The sequence below is a fragment of the Mucilaginibacter sp. L3T2-6 genome, assembly GCF_030519355.1.
GTDB lineage: Bacteria > Bacteroidota > Bacteroidia > Sphingobacteriales > Sphingobacteriaceae > Mucilaginibacter.
Map to the genome: position 1 here is coordinate 1 of NZ_JAUMKC010000036.1, position 16,093 is coordinate 16,093.

A 16,093-nucleotide genomic window follows, 5' to 3' on the forward strand; every position below is an offset into this window, starting at 1 on the left:
AGAGTTCTTCATCGTTTGACTGTTTAAAGTTAAGACTTTTCGTCCTTTACACAGTCCGGTTTTTAGGAGGGGTTACAGGTGCATTCATTTCTAATGTCTTTCAATCTTGTATAGTTATCATTGGTGCGATCGATTTTTCCTAAATACAGTCAGTTCTAATTTTTAAATTATCAGATTGATTTTTTTTCCAGTTTTTCAAAATCGGATTCTAAAATACGTAAAGCGATACCTTCGGTAGATTCGGCTTGTTACTAAATAATTACCTTATAACTACAATCTGTTGGAATGATAAGTTGTATTTCGTGACTGCTGGTAAGGCTATCATCAGTATCGGCGTTCAACGAGGTTCAAGTATCACAGTTTGGAAGCTGGATGAAATTACGATGAACCTTGCCAACTAATGATTTCTTTTCCGGAGAAATGTGCGAATTCTTTATTGTGAAGTTATAGTTTCTTTTTAATGAGAACAGAACATTACTTGTTCATCACCTACTAGGATACAAATCTGAAATTTCCACAATATTATCGAATTAACCAATGTATTGCAGAGCGTTGAAATCGCTTCGCACCCAGTTAGAATTGCGGCATTAATTGATTTAGGGGTAAATGAAATCTTATTGAACATATCACAAGTATTCAAAAGACATCATGACAGCCGAGAAATCACCATTCTCAAACTTCTCAAACTCAAAAAATTCGAAGAGATAAATAGAATAATCGCAACAATAGAAGGGGAAAATTTTAATTATACCAATCCTATCGGCAATTTATTATTGAGTTAATTTAAGGCATTGAAAAATCAGCGCCAGCAGGCGTTAAATTATCTCGGCAAAGCATTGTTTCCCGTGCTGACAAATAACACGGCATTCGATTATCCTAAGTCCCAAACCGATAATATACATCTAATGTTAGCGTCTGTAGAGCGAAAAATTTATCAACACGGAGCCGGGATTTTTGAATATGACAGATGCTTTTTTTCGGATATATATACTGAAATTTACCGTGCCATCTTGGATTATTTTGATATAATGCGTCAGCACTGGCACGTATTAACAACTCTTTTTAATGTAAATCCTGATTTTGTAGGAACTCTGTTTTCAAGATTTGCCTTAAAACAATAATGGGATGTAAAATTATCAATCAAATTTTCTTCTTAACGAAGGTTATAACATTGATAAAGAAGTTCCTTTTATGCTTACAATGATCAGCTATTTAAATCGCAAGGACGCTGCGCTTATTTTTGCCGAAAATAGGACTCATCATGGGTACGCACTGTCTGCAGGCTGATGGCGTACTGGCTGGCAATTTCTTTATATCGTAAACCTTTTCGCCAGGACCTTCAAAATCCGGTTTCTCTTGGTGAAAGTAACGATACAGTACCCGACTCACCAGCCAGCAGCATCGCATGCAAGGTCCATCGAGCCAGTCAAGCAGATACCATCAAAAACGGAGATACAATGAATATTAGAGTTTAGAATTACATGTTTTAACCGCTACTGAAGTGTGTTACTCATTTGGAACAATGGCAGATACATCGCTATTAATATAAGCCCTACAATTAACCCGAGGAAAATGATGATAAGTGGCTCCATCACGCTGCTTAGGGTGGATGTTTTGTATTCTATTTCTTCGATGTACTGGTCGGCAATCTTTTCAAAAAAATAGCTAAGCTGGTTTGTTTCTTCGCCAACTTTAATTAGTTGTACCATTTTGGCAGGATAAACATCAAACTTTTGCATGCTTTGGTGTAGCGGCATTCCCCTGGTTATATCGGCTTCCATCTGCTGAAGCGAGGCCTCCAGGGGATAAAATTCAATCATCTTACGGCTAAGCGCAATTGCGTTAAGCAATGGCAAACGTGCAGTTATCAGCAACCTCATAGAGTTGCTGAACCTGGCAAGGTAAATTTTGCGGATAAGATTTCCGGCAACTGGTAGCTTAAGCACAATGCGTGAAGCGTGATTTCTGAAATTTTCAGTCCGGCGCAGCGCGAATATCGTCCCGCCAAACGCGGCAAATAATAAAAAAATCCACCAGAAATTATTTTCCAATGCTTGCGACACGTTGATTATATCCTGGGTTATCCATGGAAGGTGCCCGCCAAAGCGTTTAAAAACATCGCCAAACATTGGCACTACAAACTTCAGCATAAAGAAAATTGCAGCAAACGATGTACACAGTACAATAACAGGATAAGTTAGGGCTGATACTATTTTCCGGCGTTGTTTGATCTTGTTATTATAAAATTTCGCCAAATCTATAAGAACTTCATTCAGCTTACCGGTTTCTTCTCCTATCCTTATGGTAAATACTTCATAAGCGGTAAACTTGATGGACGATTCGAGAGCCTTTGAAAAAGAGTCGCCCCTGATGACGTCATTTAATATTGTGGTGAACAGGGTCTTATCTTTCACCTTTTTTTGATCCGTCGTAATTAATTCGAGACTGCTTTTTAGGTTAACGCCCGCCTGAAGCAGCGAGCTTAATTCAAGGTAAAGGTATTCTTTCTTTTTATCAGCAAGCTGTTTGCTCCCCCCAAAACTAATATCTTTATTCAGCACGGCCAATATGCCGCCGCTTGTTTTTGAAGAGGGAGGCGGGGCCTTTTTTGGGGCATTATAGCGGCTTATGTCAATTGATGGCATCGGTATATGGCTTAAACAGGTTCTCTGAGCTATATTGCTTACGATAAGTATAAATTACCGGCGTATTTTCTAACTGGATATTTAACCTGATTTCATCTATGAGGGTTGTGTCACTGCCCGCTGTTGCAGAAATATCTGCACCTTCGAACCTAAGATTTAAAACAGAAGCATCCATTTTGAAGGTATCCTTTTTTAACGAATTGCGGATGATAAAACCGAGTTTAACTTCATAAAATACCGTATCCTTACTTTTAACAAAACGGATACCGCTGTCCGTAGGGCAGATTGACAACGACAATAAGACATCCCGCCTTAAAGTCCGGTCAAATAGTAATATGGTACTTATTTTTTCATGTTTAACTGTATATGCATTATACTCCTTTGCCACCAGCATATATACAGTGTAAGTTATTCCGATAACAATAGCGGTTAACAACATTGCTATTGTTACCTCCATTATTGTAAAAGCTTTTATCTTATGCTTATTCATTTCCGACGATCCTGATCTGCGATAATTGTGCTAATAGCTTTCCGTTAACATCATATGCGCTTAGCGATAAGGTAAACAATGCTTCATTATCACTTAAAGCTTTTATTTCCTCCCGGACGGTAATATCGTCAATTTTTAATGTTTTGACACCGGTTTCAGGTTGAATAATATCGGATGCTGTGGTTCGAAGCATCCCTTCAGCCCTTAACTTCTGATAAGATAGCGAAGACCTAGTAACATTATTGATTATCATAAGCGCTACACCCAGTACCACGGTGATTAATACCATGGCGATAATTACCTCAATAACGGTTGAACCTCTGGCAGAACGTGCAAAAAACTGTTTTATTCGAGCCATTGTAATATCTTTTTTTGCCCGGATTGAAATGACAATAAGGAACTGGTTAAATAATATCGCGACAACCGATTGCTATTTATACGGGCGTCAATGAGGTAATTTCGCGAATACCTGAAGTTGGAAAAATGAGCAATCGTAAGTGTGTAAACGCTGCCCGTAATACCTACGTTACCTTTCGTCATTACTTCTGACTGCGAATAGATATCACCAAATATTTTCGTCCGATTTTCAAGAACGATTTTTGGTTGTTGAAGTCCTGTTAATTTATTTAGGGTGAATATTACGCCGTAAAACATAGTCGAATCGCCCAACTTTATCTCTGGCTCTATACCCGGATCGGACTTTGAACGTAAAACACCAATACATGAAGGGTAATTGAAAAGGCAGTTTTTTCCAACTTTTACCGAGTCTGATGCAAAAAGCTGACAGTTGCCGCGAAAATGATTATTAACGATTATGGAGCGGGCAACAATCATTATGTTGTTGAGCCGGGTCGTACTGTCGATAGTAACGGTAGTATCTGAGTAGATAATTATGTTACCATTAAGATATTTATTTTTGAGATTAACAGGTGTGGAACCAAGGTGTACTGCCCGGGTCTCTTTTTGGAAAGAATTAATAATGGTATCCTGCTGCCATAACGATTTAATGCCAGCCGGGGGCGTAAACAATTTCTGTAATTTCCCGGTGATGTTAGCGTCCAGCGAGGGGAGCTCTTTTTTACTGGTCGATATTTTGCCCAAAACAGGCTTTTGCTTGCTGTCGTGAGCGCTTTCCGTTAAGGCGACCTGAACGCCTGCCTTCGGCAGCGCAGCATTGCCTATAACACCGCCAGCTCCGCTTACTGATAACGGAGAATCAAAGTCGGCCAGGTACAGCGCCGTCCTTTTAACCGTATCAATTTGCCGGCCAATGCTAAAAACCGACGATATGGAATCTTTTTGAATAAATGCCGTAACGATGCCAACATCATATGCTCCCCAAAATATACGCTTAACGCGAACCGAATCGTTATCGCGCCCGAACAGGCTTAGCGTCCGCTCACCATAGGTGCTATCCTGTCCTGCCAGCATCATATTTATACCGGAGTGCAGATTATCATTCAGCATATCATAGCGGAATTTTTGCTGGTACGCCAATCTATAAAAATAACCGGTTACAATTAATGCAGAACAAATAACACCAATAACCAGCGCCACAACTATAACAATATATAATGCTGAAGCCCTAATCATATCACTTATGCCTGCTTATAGTGTCGGCTTTTTCATGATGCCATAGCCTGGCAGGATTAAGCTTCGGCCAAAATGAAGAGTTCGATGGCACCGGCTTTCCGTTTTCATATTTTACCTGCTTAATCGAATCGGCGGCTAAATAGGATACCTGCACCCCATTGAGAAGCCCGTTTTTATAATAACCCTGTTCAATTAATCTTCCTTTTCCGTCGAAAAGACTATACTCGCCGTTCAAAACTCCCTTATTCCAGGTATAAATACTAGTTAAAAAGCCCTTTGCGTTCCAGCTTTTCCAGGTGTTATGCTGCAATCCACGCAGATATGTGCCCTGCATTTTAATGCTCTTATTTAGATAATATTCGTTATAGGCGCCATTCAGCACTTTTCCCTCGTAGCCCCCTTGTGTTACATGTAAACCATCTGCCGTGTACCAATGGTAATAAAGTTTAGGATTTGCCTGTTTTTCGGAAGCTAAATTAATTTCGGCAACTATTGTTTTACCACTGTCGGTAAGGTGAATCTTATATAAACCATAGCCAGGCATTTTTTGTGCCTTTGCTGTAAGAGCAAAAAAGGATATAATGATTAACAATAATTTTTTCATAGCGAAGCATGCATGCTGATAACCTTTATTTTCCCTCCAAAAGAGACCTTTACTGAATCGCGCATGTTTTTTAATAATTTTACATTTTGATTTGTTTCCCCTTCTGTGAGCATTACGGCCTTACCGTTAATATGCATAACTGCCAGGAATTTTTTACCGACCGGATTGTTGATATAACCGGAGTAAGTAATAAATCCCCAGTTCATGGCAACCACTTTTTTCTCTGCGCGGGGTTTCGCGGTACTTATTTTAACATGTACTTTGGTATCAGCCATTTTTTCCTCCGAAAACGGATCGCGATAGTTCAGCAACAGGTGTGTGGTGTCAGCGGGGACGGTATAATCATTGAACGCCTCCTTTGCAGGTTTTGATATTCCGGCTACAACACCGTCATCGCCGGAGCCTACCGAATCATAAACGCGATAGATTATCAGTCCCCAAACTATAGCCACTGCTGCGCCGAGTATGTACAAGGTTGCCTTGTTTTTCATAGCCTTATCACCTTAAAATAAAGCTTTTATTCCACCGGGTTGACTTTCGTTGACAACAGTATGAATTGCCGTTGAACGACGATTTAACACGCTGGCAGAACCACCAGCGTTACCTTGTAAACTTACCGGATAGCCAATAACAGCAAAATCGGTTTTATAAGCCTGGGCGGATTTACATTTCTGTGTGTACTGCGTAGCGACCGCAATCATCGCCGATTCATTAAATTCCACAGATGGCTGCCAGCCGACGGCCTTTGCTACTTCAAAACTTCGTACGGCGCTATAAGCCGTCTGCGAACTACTATTTTCGGCCATAACACGCCATTGGTAATTCCCCGGCGCAAGCGTGTCCAAAAACTTATTTTTCGTGATAACGGTATCAAGCACCAGGCTTTCTGGTCTCGTAAAATCAGGTTTTACCACCTGTAAGTGATATGTAGTAGCATGCTCAACTTCATCCCACCAAAAACTGATCGTTGAACTGGTACTTTGAAACTTATTAAAGGGAGATTCTAATTGTACTTGCTTGTTTTTTACAGAAGGTTCGACAATATCCTCGCACGAGGAAATAAAGAAAGCGGCCATCCCGGCAAGTAATATAAGAAGACGATAAGGCTTTAGTATTATAAATATTTTCATTGCTCACTAAATTAGAAAACTTTTGTTGTCAAAAAAAATAAAAGTCCTTCTGTCGAAAAATACCGGACAAACCAGGGTCTGATACGAAGAATTATGCTGTCCGCGACGATCTATAGCCGAATAAATTATTTCTTGAATAAAAATTATTTATAAATACATAAATTGCACTTAAGTATTTATGCCATTGTTACGAATACCCCTAATCTTTATCGCATTTTTAATGTGTCTGACTGCGTATAGTCAGGACATCGACTTTCATATTACCGATCATTTTTTACAGGGGAAAACTTTTATTAAGATCAAACAGGATTTTTACGACCCATATGTTTGGGCGTTAACAGACCACAATGGTGTTTATCGTATAAACGTCGTTACCAAAGCAGTTGATGACCTTACGGCAGACTTTGCGGCTTTTGGAAATCTGAAATTTATAGATATTGCAGGCAGAAGTAAAGATACCGTATTTCATTCAATACAAAAACGGCGCTGTTAAATTATTAACGACGGATAGTCAGTTTCCGTCTACTATAAATTCAATTGGTATTCAGAAATCTGAATCACTTATTTTTACCCGTAACCTGCTAATAGGTTCAGACAAGGGATTGTTTCAATATGACATAGATGCCGAAAAGCCGGCGCAGCTTTATTACGAAGGTGCTGCAAAAATTTATGAAGCGACCTACCGTAATGAAATGTATAAAGATAGCCTGAGCGAACACGGAACAGGTGATACGGTAACTTTTCATCCCGTAACTTTTGTTCTTGAAAGCGTGCATGCGCTGGGCTTTTTATGGACTGGCGGTCAGTCCTTCGGAAATAATATTTACACCGCTACCTGTATACCGGCGTCACTTTATCAATTCGGGCAGTTGATCACTTACTCCAGTGCGGTCTGGGGTACAGAAAAAGGCCTATTCGAGCTCAATGCAGATGCATCATTTAACTCAGATTTTCAACACAGGCATTATTTACCCGGCATCAAAGTAAATAAAGTAACCACCATGTACGGGCTGGTGGCTTTGGGGAACGCTTATATTGGGGGTGACGCCACTATCATTAAAAACAATTTACTGGCCGGCACCGATAAAGGCCTGTACTATACAAGTAATTTTTATGAAAAAGGAGCAGATGGTATGCATGCGCTCAACTTTTTTTTCTTCAATCAATTAGGCACATTATCTATTAATGATCTCTGCGTGAATACAAGCGCTACAACAAGGCCGATATGTGATAATGGAGTATGGCTGGCTACCGTTGATGGCGTTTATTTACTCACGCCTGATTATAGCAGGTATATAGGTAATACAAGGGTGGCCGCAGTTTATTTTAAGGGGCTTTCGCAAAACATTTCCGAAACAACTATTTGTACCGGCAGTTCAGTTACAGCTACCGTAAATACGCAGAAATATAGCACGGCTATAATAGAATGGTACCAGGATAACCAGCAAATCTTCGGGCAAAGCGGGCCGGAACTGCAGATTACCAGATCGGGAGATTACCATGCTGTGTTACACGATCCATGCTCAGGAATTCATATTGAAAGCGAACCAGTCAAAGTAACTGTCACCCCCGGGCCGGTTTTTTCATTTCATTATCCTGATAAATTGGAATTTTGCGACCGGCAAAGTGCCAGGCTGGAAACAACTAACAACGACCTTTACAATTACAGGTGGTACAAAAATGGAGAACTTATAGATGGCGAAAACACTTCATCAATTAACTTAATGGAAGGCGGCGCTTATAAGGTAGAAGTTAGCGCATGAGATGGTAGCTGGGTAGGTTCAAAAAGCACAAATGTCACAATAGCTAATCTTCCGGAACCACAGATAAGTACCTCAAAAACCAACTATTGTGAAGGTGAACCAATTACCTTAACGTCCAACTTAAAGTTAGGGCCCGAATACACCATTGACTGGATAAGAAATGGTGTAATAATGAATAATAACAAATATCAACTGTCAATAACTACCGCGCTTGAAGGCCTATACGCGGTAACAGTTACGAGTGTCAATTCAACTTGTTCAAAAGTTTCAGGAAATTTCCAGGTAACCATCGTTCCAACACCGGTTTTTACATTTAATTACCCGGATGTTATAAAAAAATGCCCCGGGGAAACACAATCGTTGGAAGTATTGGCTGCGGGGAGTTATAAATACAGGTGGTATAAAAATAACGAGCTTAATGGTGAACAAGGTTCTACGCTTAACGTAACCGGTGGCGGCAAATACAGGGTTGAATTAAGTGCCTGCGATGAAAGCTGGGTTACGTCAAAAGATGTGCAGGTGGATTTTGTGGAGTTGCCGCAACCTGTGGTCAGCTCAAATAAACCTTCTTATTGTGCAGGAGACACGGCAATTTTGAAATTAAACATGATAGCACACGATTCCTACACAATTGACTGGTATAAAGGGGACCAGCTATTGTCCGATTATAGGAATAATACAAATATAATAATAATGGAAGGCGGAGCATATTCAGTAAATATCGAAGGCACCGGTGCGGCCTGTGCTAAAATTTCAAATCAATTAATAATTACTTTCGATCCTCAACCAGTATTTACTATACAACGAACTGTAAATAGCACATTATGCGATGGCCAGGATGTAGAACTAAAGGTTAGTAACAATGCCGGAGATGTCAAATGGTCAACCGGAGAGAGTTCTGAGCAAATACTTGTCAGAAGCTCCGGCATTTATTCTGCTACCATCACTACTCCAGGTGGTTGTGCAACCAGTCAGCAAATGTCAATAAATTTTTATCCCCTGCCCCGGCTCAACCTCTCCAATGTTTCATTATGTACTTATAAGCATGAATCGGCAATCATTACCGCGCCCCCCGGTTTTGTTAAGTATCTTTGGAATAATAGGCCTGGAACCAACGCCTTTATGGTTACTGAACCCCAAACCGTATCCCTTACAGTGACTGATACAAATGGATGCCAGGCAAGCCAGGAAATAAAGGTTATTAATACCTGCATTCCGATAAAAATTCCCAACACATTTACGCCGAACGGCGATGGTATAAATGATAATTGGAATATTGAGGGACTCGAAAACGATAGTGATGCCGAAGTGCGTGTTTTTAGCCGTTATGGCACAAAGGTTTACGAAAGCCATGGTTACCCCAAGCCATGGGATGCCACCTTTCTTGGGAAAAAACTGCCGGCAGGCGTTTATTACTACCTGATCGGGACTAAACTTAGTGTACAGCGCTTCAGCGGTTCGTTAACTATAATTTATTAAATTTTCATTTGTTAAAAATTGTGCGGTTTCAAGATTAATATTAGATTAGCGCAACTTAAAATTATGAGGCCTGACTTATCATTGCTGCGTAGAAAGCTAAATGCGTATACCTTAACGGAAATACTCGTTGTTTTGATTATTATCGGAATTTTAGTTCTGCTGGCTTTGCCCAACTTGCTTCCGCTAATAACGAAGGCCAAAAGCCTTGAAGCTAAAACGCAGCTGTCCCATGTTCAATTGCTTGAGGAGAGTTATTTCTACGAGCATTCCAAATACAGCAAAGACCTCACCGAGATTGGTTTTGTACAGGCCCCGCTGGTAACGGATGGTAAAGATGGTAAAGCAAACTACCGTATTGAAATCACCAATGTTTTCAATACTGGTTTTATAGCGAAGGCCACTTCGGTGGTTGACTTTAATGGTAATGGGGTATTTAACGTATGGGAGATTGATCAAAACAAGAATCTCAAGGAAACTACAGCGGATTGATGTTGTTGCTGAAGTTTTTCATCCTGGCAATGCTGACAACTGTTTTTATACAGGACTTGCGTTTTCGCGCTGTTTACTGGTTTTTGTTTCCGGCGTTGCTTTTAAGTTTTATTGTTCTTAATATATTCGCCGGCGGTCAGAATTTGCTGTTGGGTGTAAAAACGTCAGTAATAAATATTGGCTTTCTAAGCGTTCAGCTAATTGTGCTCAATCTTTATTTTTCATTTAAGATGGGCGGATGGAAAAATGTGGCGGTAGGCCTGTTAGGATGGGGAGATATCTTATTCCTGTACACTGCCGCATTTGCTTTGCCGGCTATCAGTTTTAGTTTCTTCTATATAGCCTCGCTCGTTTTTGCATTGCTGTGCTGGGTGGTGTACAATCTGATCTGTGGCGGAAAAAATAAAAATAAAAACATCCCTTTGGCAGGGCTACAGGCGCTTTTTTTGGGTGTACTGCTGTTAATAAACTGGTGGTTTATACCACTAAATATACTAACTGACAATTGGTTAATATACTATATTGGGCAATGATTGCAGATAATGAAATAGTGATATCGACAAAGGACCTGCACTGGTTGTCAAATGATCAGGCGTGGCATTACCGGATTCTGCCTTTTGAAAAAAATGGAGACTTGTTAACTGTCTATTGCGAAGATCCTCCATCAGATGTCCTGGCCGCGGAATTGGAAATTGTATTCGGCTATTCTGTTAAATTGATCGCTCTGCCCGGCGATCAAATTACCAGGTTGCTATCAACATATTACAGGAAAGAGCAAACCGGGAACAGCCAGCCTGCTGTTCACTTCAGCGCATCTGACGACTTCCTGGTAAATATGATTACCGATGCAAAAAATTTAAAAAGCAGTGATATTCATATAGAAAGCTACGACCCGAAATGCCGGGTAAGAATACGTGTTGATGGAATGATGATTGAGCGCTATATTTTAAAAAAAGAAGACTATCCGGCGTTAGTCAATAAAATAAAAATATTGTCGGGCCTGGATATTGCTGAAAAAAGGCTCCCGCAGGACGGGAGGATTAATTTTAAGCAAAACGGCGGGCAATTCGATATCCGTGTATCGGTTTTGCCGACCCTCTTTGGCGAAAAAATCGTATTGCGTCTGCTAAATAACAATGCCACAGACATCGACTTGTATAAGCTCGGCTTTTCGGAAAATGATCTTGACAACTATTTGCATAGCCTGAAGAAAACTAACGGCATGTTGCTTATAAGCGGGCCTACCGGTTCGGGTAAAACAACCAGTTTGTATGCAACGCTCAAATTACTGAATAAACAAACCCGTAATATTTTAACTATTGAAGATCCGGTTGAGTATACGCTTGAGGGAATAAATCAGGTTCAACTGAAAGAATCTATCGGCTTGACATTTGGAGCTGCTTTGCGGACTTTCCTAAGGCAAGATCCCGATATTATTATGGTTGGAGAAGTACGCGATCCGGATACGGCTAATATGGCTGTAAGGGCTGCGCTAACCGGTCATCTGGTGCTATCAACAATACATACAAATTCAGCATGGGGAATTGTTTCAAGGCTTGTTGACATGGGCATTCCTCCTTTTTTACTGGCTAACACGTTAAATGCAGCCGTGGCACAAAGGCTTTTAAGGTTATTATGCCCTCGTTGCAAGAAAGAACAGGATTTTTCCAATGATCTTTATCCAAGAAATTTTAAACCAGCCGTCCAAATATCAAAACATTTCCTGGCTGCAGGCTGCGAGCATTGCCATTATACGGGATACAAAGGTAGGAAAGCCGTTTACGAAGTAATTCCGGTTGATTATGATCTTGCCGTCGAAATTAGGAATTCAAACATGCAGGTACATGAAATTTTAAAAGAAAAAGGTATACAAACAATTTCTGAAAACGCATTCGACCTATTTGCGTCGGGCCAAACATCTATCGAAGAAATCTATCCGCTTTTATTAAACTATTAAACCACTTATGCTTAAAATTTATACAAAGCTATTTATATTTCTTTTGATGATTTTTTTGTCCTGCAGCGTATTTGCGCAGCAGGACCGTATGCAGCAGCTTGAAAAAAAACTCAACGACCTCTCCGCTACTATTCCGGGGCTGGGGCAAAAGGTACAGCTAATGATAACCGGCGTAAGTATCCAGGAATATCTGGGGGCTTTAGCCCGTTCCAATGGATTAAGTATTAGCCTCGACCCTAAGGTTAACTTTCAGATTTTTGATAACTTTAATAACGTTACGGCAGCCAACATCCTGGTTCTGCTTGCAAAAAAGTATAATCTTGACATAACGAATGTCGGCCAGATAATCTACATCACGAACTACCAGGATCCGGCACAATTTGTTAAACCTCCGATAAAAGACATAGCCATTAAATACGACAAAGCGAGCAACACGCTTTCTATGTCGTTACAAAATGATAGCTTAAATGCTGTTGCGCGTAAAATAATAGAAGTTTCGGGCAAGAACGTTATCGTGCCTAATTCATTGCAGGGAAAAAGAGTAACTGCTGTAATGGCTGACGCTGTTTTTGAAACGGCACTCGATAAACTGGCATACCTGAATGAGATTAAGGTAATTAAAACCAATGATAATTTCTACCTTTTTCAACCGCTTGAAGAAAGCGAAGAACTGTATGTTAATGGCGATAAAAATACCGCGGTACGGCGTGCTTACCGTCCATCGCCTCCCCGCCCCGGCGGTAATACAGGACTGTTTACAAAGATGATTAATGGTCAAAAGCTTATTTCGGCCGACGCTGTAAACGCACCGATTGCTGACATGGTAAGCCAGGCTTCTGCCGAACTTAATAAAAACTACTCGGTATATTCAGAGATCAAAGGAAATATCACAATTCACGTTAACGATGTTACGTACGACCAGTTGCTAACCTTATTATTTAAGGGAACGGATAATACTTTTCGCCTTGAAAATGGCATTTATTTAATTGGCGACCGGCGATTAGAAGGGCTTCGTACATTTAAAGCTATTCATCTTCAAAACCGCTCGATAGACACCATCGTTTCAATGATTCCGGCAGATTGGAAAAAAAATATAGAGATAAAGGAATTCAGGGAGCAGAACACACTGCTTTTATCAGGCTCTGCAGGCCAGATTAATGAAGTTGAAAATTTCGTTAATCAGTTGGACGTCATCGTGCCAGTAGTGCTGATAGAGGTTACTATTATCGACTTTCACAAAACACGCACAGTAGCTACAGGTATTTCGGCCGGCATTTCCGATAGCGCAAAAACGGGCGGAACTGTGCTGCCTGGGGTAAATTTCACCGCAAGTGCATCATCAGTTAATAGCTTCTTAAACTCACTTGGTAAGCTCACATCTGTAAACCTTGGCCATGTTGTGCCTAATTTTTATGTTACGCTAAGCGCTCTTGAGTCGAACAATAATGCCGATATCCGGTCGGTACCTAAGCTTACCGCTCTAAATGGACATTCGGCCTCATTGAGCATAGGAAGTAAACGTTACTATAAGAATACTACGCAAAACCTTATTCCGTTTACGACAAGCTCTCAATCAATTTTCACAAACGTTTACCAGGAGGTAAATGCAGATCTTTCTGTATCCATCCGGCCGGTAGTTTCAGGAGATGAACAGGTTACGCTTGGTATAAAAGTTAACATATCCGATTTTACATCAATACCCACCGATGGCTCACCGCCACCCCAGTCTATAAGTAAATTTGAGACCAGCCTTCGCGTTCATAGCGAGGATACAATTGTTTTAGGCGGTATTGAGCGCACTGAAAATGACGAGGTTACTTCAGGAACACCAATTTTATCCAGGATACCTATACTTAAGTGGATTTTCAGCAATCGCACCAAAACTGCTTCCAAAGTAATTTCTGTGTTGTTTATTAAATCAACAATCTTAAGATAATAAATGAAAGCGCTAAAGCAATATTATCGTATTAAATATGCTGCGGGGCTTAATATTACCGTTGAGGCAAACGATTCCGGCAAGATAGCATTATGTGCTGTTAAGATTGAGGGTAAATTGCTGACGATAACTAAAAGAGTTACCGGAGTAGACAGTCTACTTTCTTTACAGGATCATATTCCAACAGATACCCCGCTGGCGTTGGCGATTAACGGGAAAATAATACTTCATAAAAAAATAGAAAGGATAGAGGATACGGTTCAGGAGTTTTCTAAAATACTTCCAAATGGTAAACCGGAGGATTTTTATATTCAAAAATTTGATTCAGGCGATTTCTCCTTCATATCACTGATCAGAAAAGTTGAAGCAGACAAATGGATAAGGCAAATTGAAGAAGCCGGATTCGAATTGTTGTCTTTAAGCCTGGGCCCGTTTCCGGCAGATATTATTTTACCACAGCTAAATGTTTATGGGGAGGAAGTTATTTTTGATGGTCATAACATCCGCAGAAATGATAATCAAAACTGGAAGGAGTATAAAAGTGATGTCCACGCAAAAGCAATACACCAGTTAAAAATTGAAACCGAACCAATTGATGAATCGCTTGTAATACCATACTCGGTGGCGTTTCAGTTGCTGTTACTCCCTGACATCAGCCTTATCAACGCTTTAGTACCGACTTTAGACGAACGGCTGAAAAAAAAATTAACTCTAATTAAGATAAAAACAAACGGATTCATTTCGTTATCAGCGATATTACTGTTATTACTTCTTAACTTCTTCGTATTGAGCACGCTCAATTCAGCAAATACTAAAATGGCAGCGCAGTTGGATTCATCAAGCCAGAGTGAACAGGAAATAAAATCACTGGCAGATAAAGTTGTTTCAAATGAAAAAATTTTGAATGCTCTGGGTTGGGAAGGCGGAATTAACAAAGCTGGCTTAATTGATGAAATTTCATCGATGCTTCCCCAGCAGATTATTTTGCATAAAATAGCTGTCGATCCTATCAACCAGTCAGCAGGACATTCAGGAATGGGTACGGTATTTAACAAACGCACGATACAGGTTGATGGGGATTGCAAAAGTATTTTGCCGGTGAATGAATGGATCGCGAGGCTTAAAACCAGGGGCTGGATCAGGAATATTGAACTGAAAAACTACAAATATTCACAAGAGTCTGACACAGGATTTTTTTCGATATTTATTTACTATTGATGAAGGATAAGCTATTACAGTATAATAAGATAGTTTTTGCGGCGGTACTTGTCGTCTTTTTGTTGATTTGCTATCGTTTGTCGATAAGCAGAACGGTTGAAGCATGGCAATTAAATAAGCAGCTAACGTCAAGGTCAGCTCATATTAGCGATATATCAGTACAGCCATCCTATATTGTTAGAAAAGGAAGAAATATTAAAAACATACTTGGCTTATATCGGATTGATTCTGCTGAATTAAGAAATAATATAATCAGCAAAATCGCATCTATGGCTGATATTGAAAATGTTCATCTTTCTGAAGCACCAATGCAAAGTGCGCCCGACAGCACCAGCAAGGCGGTTTTACAGCAATTGAATTTTGCAGGCAATTATGGCAATATTCTTAAGTTTTTAAACAAGTTGCAGCACACGCGTGGCTTGGGACTGGTAAGGACTGTTATTATTCAACGCGATAAAAAATTAAAAGAGGCCGATAAGAAACTACTGGCCTGTCAAATTTATTTGGAAATGTTGAAAGAAGCGGTTTAATCAAACCACTTATTGACCAGTATCGTGGCTTGGCGGCAACTACTCAGCATCCGACATAGATTGTAAAAGATTCTTTAACCGGGAATTTTACCCGCCCGGGCAGCACAGCGTGACTTTGAGGAATGGCTTTGCTATGTAATTTTATATAAATATCAACACTAAATATTTAGTTATTAACATTCTTTTTTTTTCAAAAAGCATTCCATATTTTTAGCCTGATACCCAAAAACAATTAACCTTTTTATCACATGGGACAGAA

General features: G+C 40.0%; 17 protein-coding genes and 1 pseudogene. 10 read left to right on the forward strand and 8 right to left on the reverse strand.

The annotated features are described in order from the left end of the window. Nucleotides 1-791: 791 nt before the first annotated feature. Complete coding sequence (locus Q3W13_RS24570) at nucleotides 792-1,121, forward strand: hypothetical protein (RefSeq protein WP_302868585.1); 330 nt, start codon at nucleotides 792-794, stop codon at nucleotides 1,119-1,121. 113 nt (nucleotides 1,122-1,234) lie between these two features. Here Q3W13_RS24570 and Q3W13_RS25260 read toward each other — a convergent pair. The 8 genes and pseudogenes from Q3W13_RS25260 to Q3W13_RS24605 all read right to left on the reverse strand — a co-directional run. Continuing rightward, nucleotides 1,235-1,321: pseudogene (locus Q3W13_RS25260) on the reverse strand (hypothetical protein); the annotation flags it as partial. A gap of 172 nt (nucleotides 1,322-1,493) precedes the next feature. Beyond that, entirely contained in the window at nucleotides 1,494-2,645 is a 1,152-nt protein-coding gene (locus Q3W13_RS24575; protein WP_302868586.1) for a type II secretion system F family protein, read from the reverse strand. Then, nucleotides 2,632-3,102, reverse strand: a complete 471-nt coding sequence (locus tag Q3W13_RS24580) for a hypothetical protein (RefSeq protein WP_302868588.1) — start codon at nucleotides 3,100-3,102, stop codon at nucleotides 2,632-2,634. The genes Q3W13_RS24575 and Q3W13_RS24580 overlap by 14 nt, the downstream gene beginning before the upstream one ends. 25 nt (nucleotides 3,103-3,127) lie before the next feature. Then, nucleotides 3,128-3,493 carry a hypothetical protein gene (locus tag Q3W13_RS24585; protein WP_302868590.1) on the reverse strand — a complete coding sequence of 122 codons (366 nt, stop codon included), beginning with the start codon at nucleotides 3,491-3,493 and terminating at the stop codon, nucleotides 3,128-3,130. Then, a complete protein-coding gene (locus Q3W13_RS24590; protein WP_302868592.1) occupies nucleotides 3,481-4,728 on the reverse strand; it encodes a hypothetical protein in 1,248 nt (415 codons plus the stop codon). Before Q3W13_RS24590 ends, Q3W13_RS24585 begins: the two co-directional genes overlap by 13 nt. A gap of 1 nt (nucleotide 4,729) precedes the next feature. Then, nucleotides 4,730-5,332, reverse strand: coding sequence for a toxin-antitoxin system YwqK family antitoxin (locus Q3W13_RS24595; protein WP_302868595.1), 603 nt, complete (start codon nucleotides 5,330-5,332; stop codon nucleotides 4,730-4,732). Further along, the gene (locus Q3W13_RS24600; RefSeq protein WP_302868597.1) at nucleotides 5,329-5,823 is read right to left on the reverse strand and encodes a hypothetical protein; all 495 of its coding nucleotides are present in this window, start codon (nucleotides 5,821-5,823) and stop codon (nucleotides 5,329-5,331) included. Before Q3W13_RS24600 ends, Q3W13_RS24595 begins: the two co-directional genes overlap by 4 nt. Before the next feature lie 12 nt (nucleotides 5,824-5,835). Next, nucleotides 5,836-6,462 carry a hypothetical protein gene (locus Q3W13_RS24605; protein WP_302868598.1) on the reverse strand — a complete coding sequence of 209 codons (627 nt, stop codon included), beginning with the start codon at nucleotides 6,460-6,462 and terminating at the stop codon, nucleotides 5,836-5,838. 220 nt (nucleotides 6,463-6,682) lie between these two features. Here Q3W13_RS24605 and Q3W13_RS24610 point away from each other — a divergent pair, with 220 nt between their 5' ends. From Q3W13_RS24610 to Q3W13_RS24650, 9 genes are all read left to right on the forward strand, one after another. Further along, on the forward strand, nucleotides 6,683-6,955 hold the full coding sequence (locus Q3W13_RS24610) for a hypothetical protein (protein ID WP_302868599.1): 273 nt from the start codon (nucleotides 6,683-6,685) through the stop codon (nucleotides 6,953-6,955). Then, nucleotides 6,900-8,225: a hypothetical protein gene (locus tag Q3W13_RS24615; RefSeq protein WP_302868600.1), complete on the forward strand. Its 1,326-nt coding sequence runs from the start codon at nucleotides 6,900-6,902 to the stop codon at nucleotides 8,223-8,225. Before Q3W13_RS24610 ends, Q3W13_RS24615 begins: the two co-directional genes overlap by 56 nt. A gap of 171 nt (nucleotides 8,226-8,396) precedes the next feature. Beyond that, nucleotides 8,397-9,704 (forward strand): gliding motility-associated C-terminal domain-containing protein, encoded by a 1,308-nt coding sequence (locus tag Q3W13_RS24620; RefSeq protein WP_302868601.1) that lies wholly within the window; start codon nucleotides 8,397-8,399, stop codon nucleotides 9,702-9,704. Nucleotides 9,705-9,767: 63 nt separating this feature from the next. Then, nucleotides 9,768-10,193, forward strand: coding sequence for a type IV pilin protein (locus tag Q3W13_RS24625; RefSeq protein WP_302868602.1), 426 nt, complete (start codon nucleotides 9,768-9,770; stop codon nucleotides 10,191-10,193). A 29-nt stretch (nucleotides 10,194-10,222) separates the two neighbouring features. After that, a complete protein-coding gene (locus Q3W13_RS24630) occupies nucleotides 10,223-10,726 on the forward strand; it encodes a hypothetical protein (RefSeq protein WP_302868603.1) in 504 nt (167 codons plus the stop codon). Next, nucleotides 10,723-12,150, forward strand: coding sequence for a GspE/PulE family protein (locus Q3W13_RS24635; RefSeq protein ID WP_302868604.1), 1,428 nt, complete (start codon nucleotides 10,723-10,725; stop codon nucleotides 12,148-12,150). The genes Q3W13_RS24630 and Q3W13_RS24635 overlap by 4 nt, the downstream gene beginning before the upstream one ends. A 46-nt stretch (nucleotides 12,151-12,196) precedes the next feature. Further along, a complete protein-coding gene (locus tag Q3W13_RS24640) occupies nucleotides 12,197-14,086 on the forward strand; it encodes a type II secretion system protein GspD (protein WP_302868606.1) in 1,890 nt (629 codons plus the stop codon). A 3-nt stretch (nucleotides 14,087-14,089) separates the two neighbouring features. Continuing rightward, nucleotides 14,090-15,304, forward strand: a complete 1,215-nt coding sequence (locus tag Q3W13_RS24645) for a hypothetical protein (protein ID WP_302868608.1) — start codon at nucleotides 14,090-14,092, stop codon at nucleotides 15,302-15,304. Further along, a complete protein-coding gene (locus tag Q3W13_RS24650) occupies nucleotides 15,304-15,834 on the forward strand; it encodes a hypothetical protein (RefSeq protein ID WP_302868609.1) in 531 nt (176 codons plus the stop codon). Before Q3W13_RS24645 ends, Q3W13_RS24650 begins: the two co-directional genes overlap by 1 nt. Nucleotides 15,835-16,093: the final 259 nt, after the last annotated feature.

Excerpts from the sequence above, each read along its gene's own strand:
- Q3W13_RS24575 (WP_302868586.1), bottom strand. The coding sequence starts at position 2,645 with ATGCCATCAATTGACATAAGCCGCTATAATGCCCCAAAAAAGGCCCCG.
- Q3W13_RS24580 (WP_302868588.1), bottom strand. The coding sequence starts at position 3,102 with ATGGAGGTAACAATAGCAATGTTGTTAACCGCTATTGTTATCGGAATA.
- Q3W13_RS24585 (WP_302868590.1), bottom strand. The coding sequence starts at position 3,493 with ATGGCTCGAATAAAACAGTTTTTTGCACGTTCTGCCAGAGGTTCAACC.
- Q3W13_RS24590 (WP_302868592.1), bottom strand. The coding sequence starts at position 4,728 with ATGATTAGGGCTTCAGCATTATATATTGTTATAGTTGTGGCGCTGGTT.
- Q3W13_RS24595 (WP_302868595.1), bottom strand. The coding sequence starts at position 5,332 with ATGAAAAAATTATTGTTAATCATTATATCCTTTTTTGCTCTTACAGCA.
- Q3W13_RS24600 (WP_302868597.1), bottom strand. The coding sequence starts at position 5,823 with ATGAAAAACAAGGCAACCTTGTACATACTCGGCGCAGCAGTGGCTATA.
- Q3W13_RS24605 (WP_302868598.1), bottom strand. The coding sequence starts at position 6,462 with ATGAAAATATTTATAATACTAAAGCCTTATCGTCTTCTTATATTACTT.
- Q3W13_RS24610 (WP_302868599.1), top strand. The coding sequence starts at position 6,683 with ATGTGTCTGACTGCGTATAGTCAGGACATCGACTTTCATATTACCGAT.
- Q3W13_RS24620 (WP_302868601.1), top strand. The coding sequence starts at position 8,397 with ATGAATAATAACAAATATCAACTGTCAATAACTACCGCGCTTGAAGGC.
- Q3W13_RS24625 (WP_302868602.1), top strand. The coding sequence starts at position 9,768 with ATGAGGCCTGACTTATCATTGCTGCGTAGAAAGCTAAATGCGTATACC.
- Q3W13_RS24630 (WP_302868603.1), top strand. The coding sequence starts at position 10,223 with ATGCTGACAACTGTTTTTATACAGGACTTGCGTTTTCGCGCTGTTTAC.
- Q3W13_RS24635 (WP_302868604.1), top strand. The coding sequence starts at position 10,723 with ATGATTGCAGATAATGAAATAGTGATATCGACAAAGGACCTGCACTGG.
- Q3W13_RS24640 (WP_302868606.1), top strand. The coding sequence starts at position 12,197 with ATGATTTTTTTGTCCTGCAGCGTATTTGCGCAGCAGGACCGTATGCAG.
- Q3W13_RS24645 (WP_302868608.1), top strand. The coding sequence starts at position 14,090 with ATGAAAGCGCTAAAGCAATATTATCGTATTAAATATGCTGCGGGGCTT.
- Q3W13_RS24650 (WP_302868609.1), top strand. The coding sequence starts at position 15,304 with ATGAAGGATAAGCTATTACAGTATAATAAGATAGTTTTTGCGGCGGTA.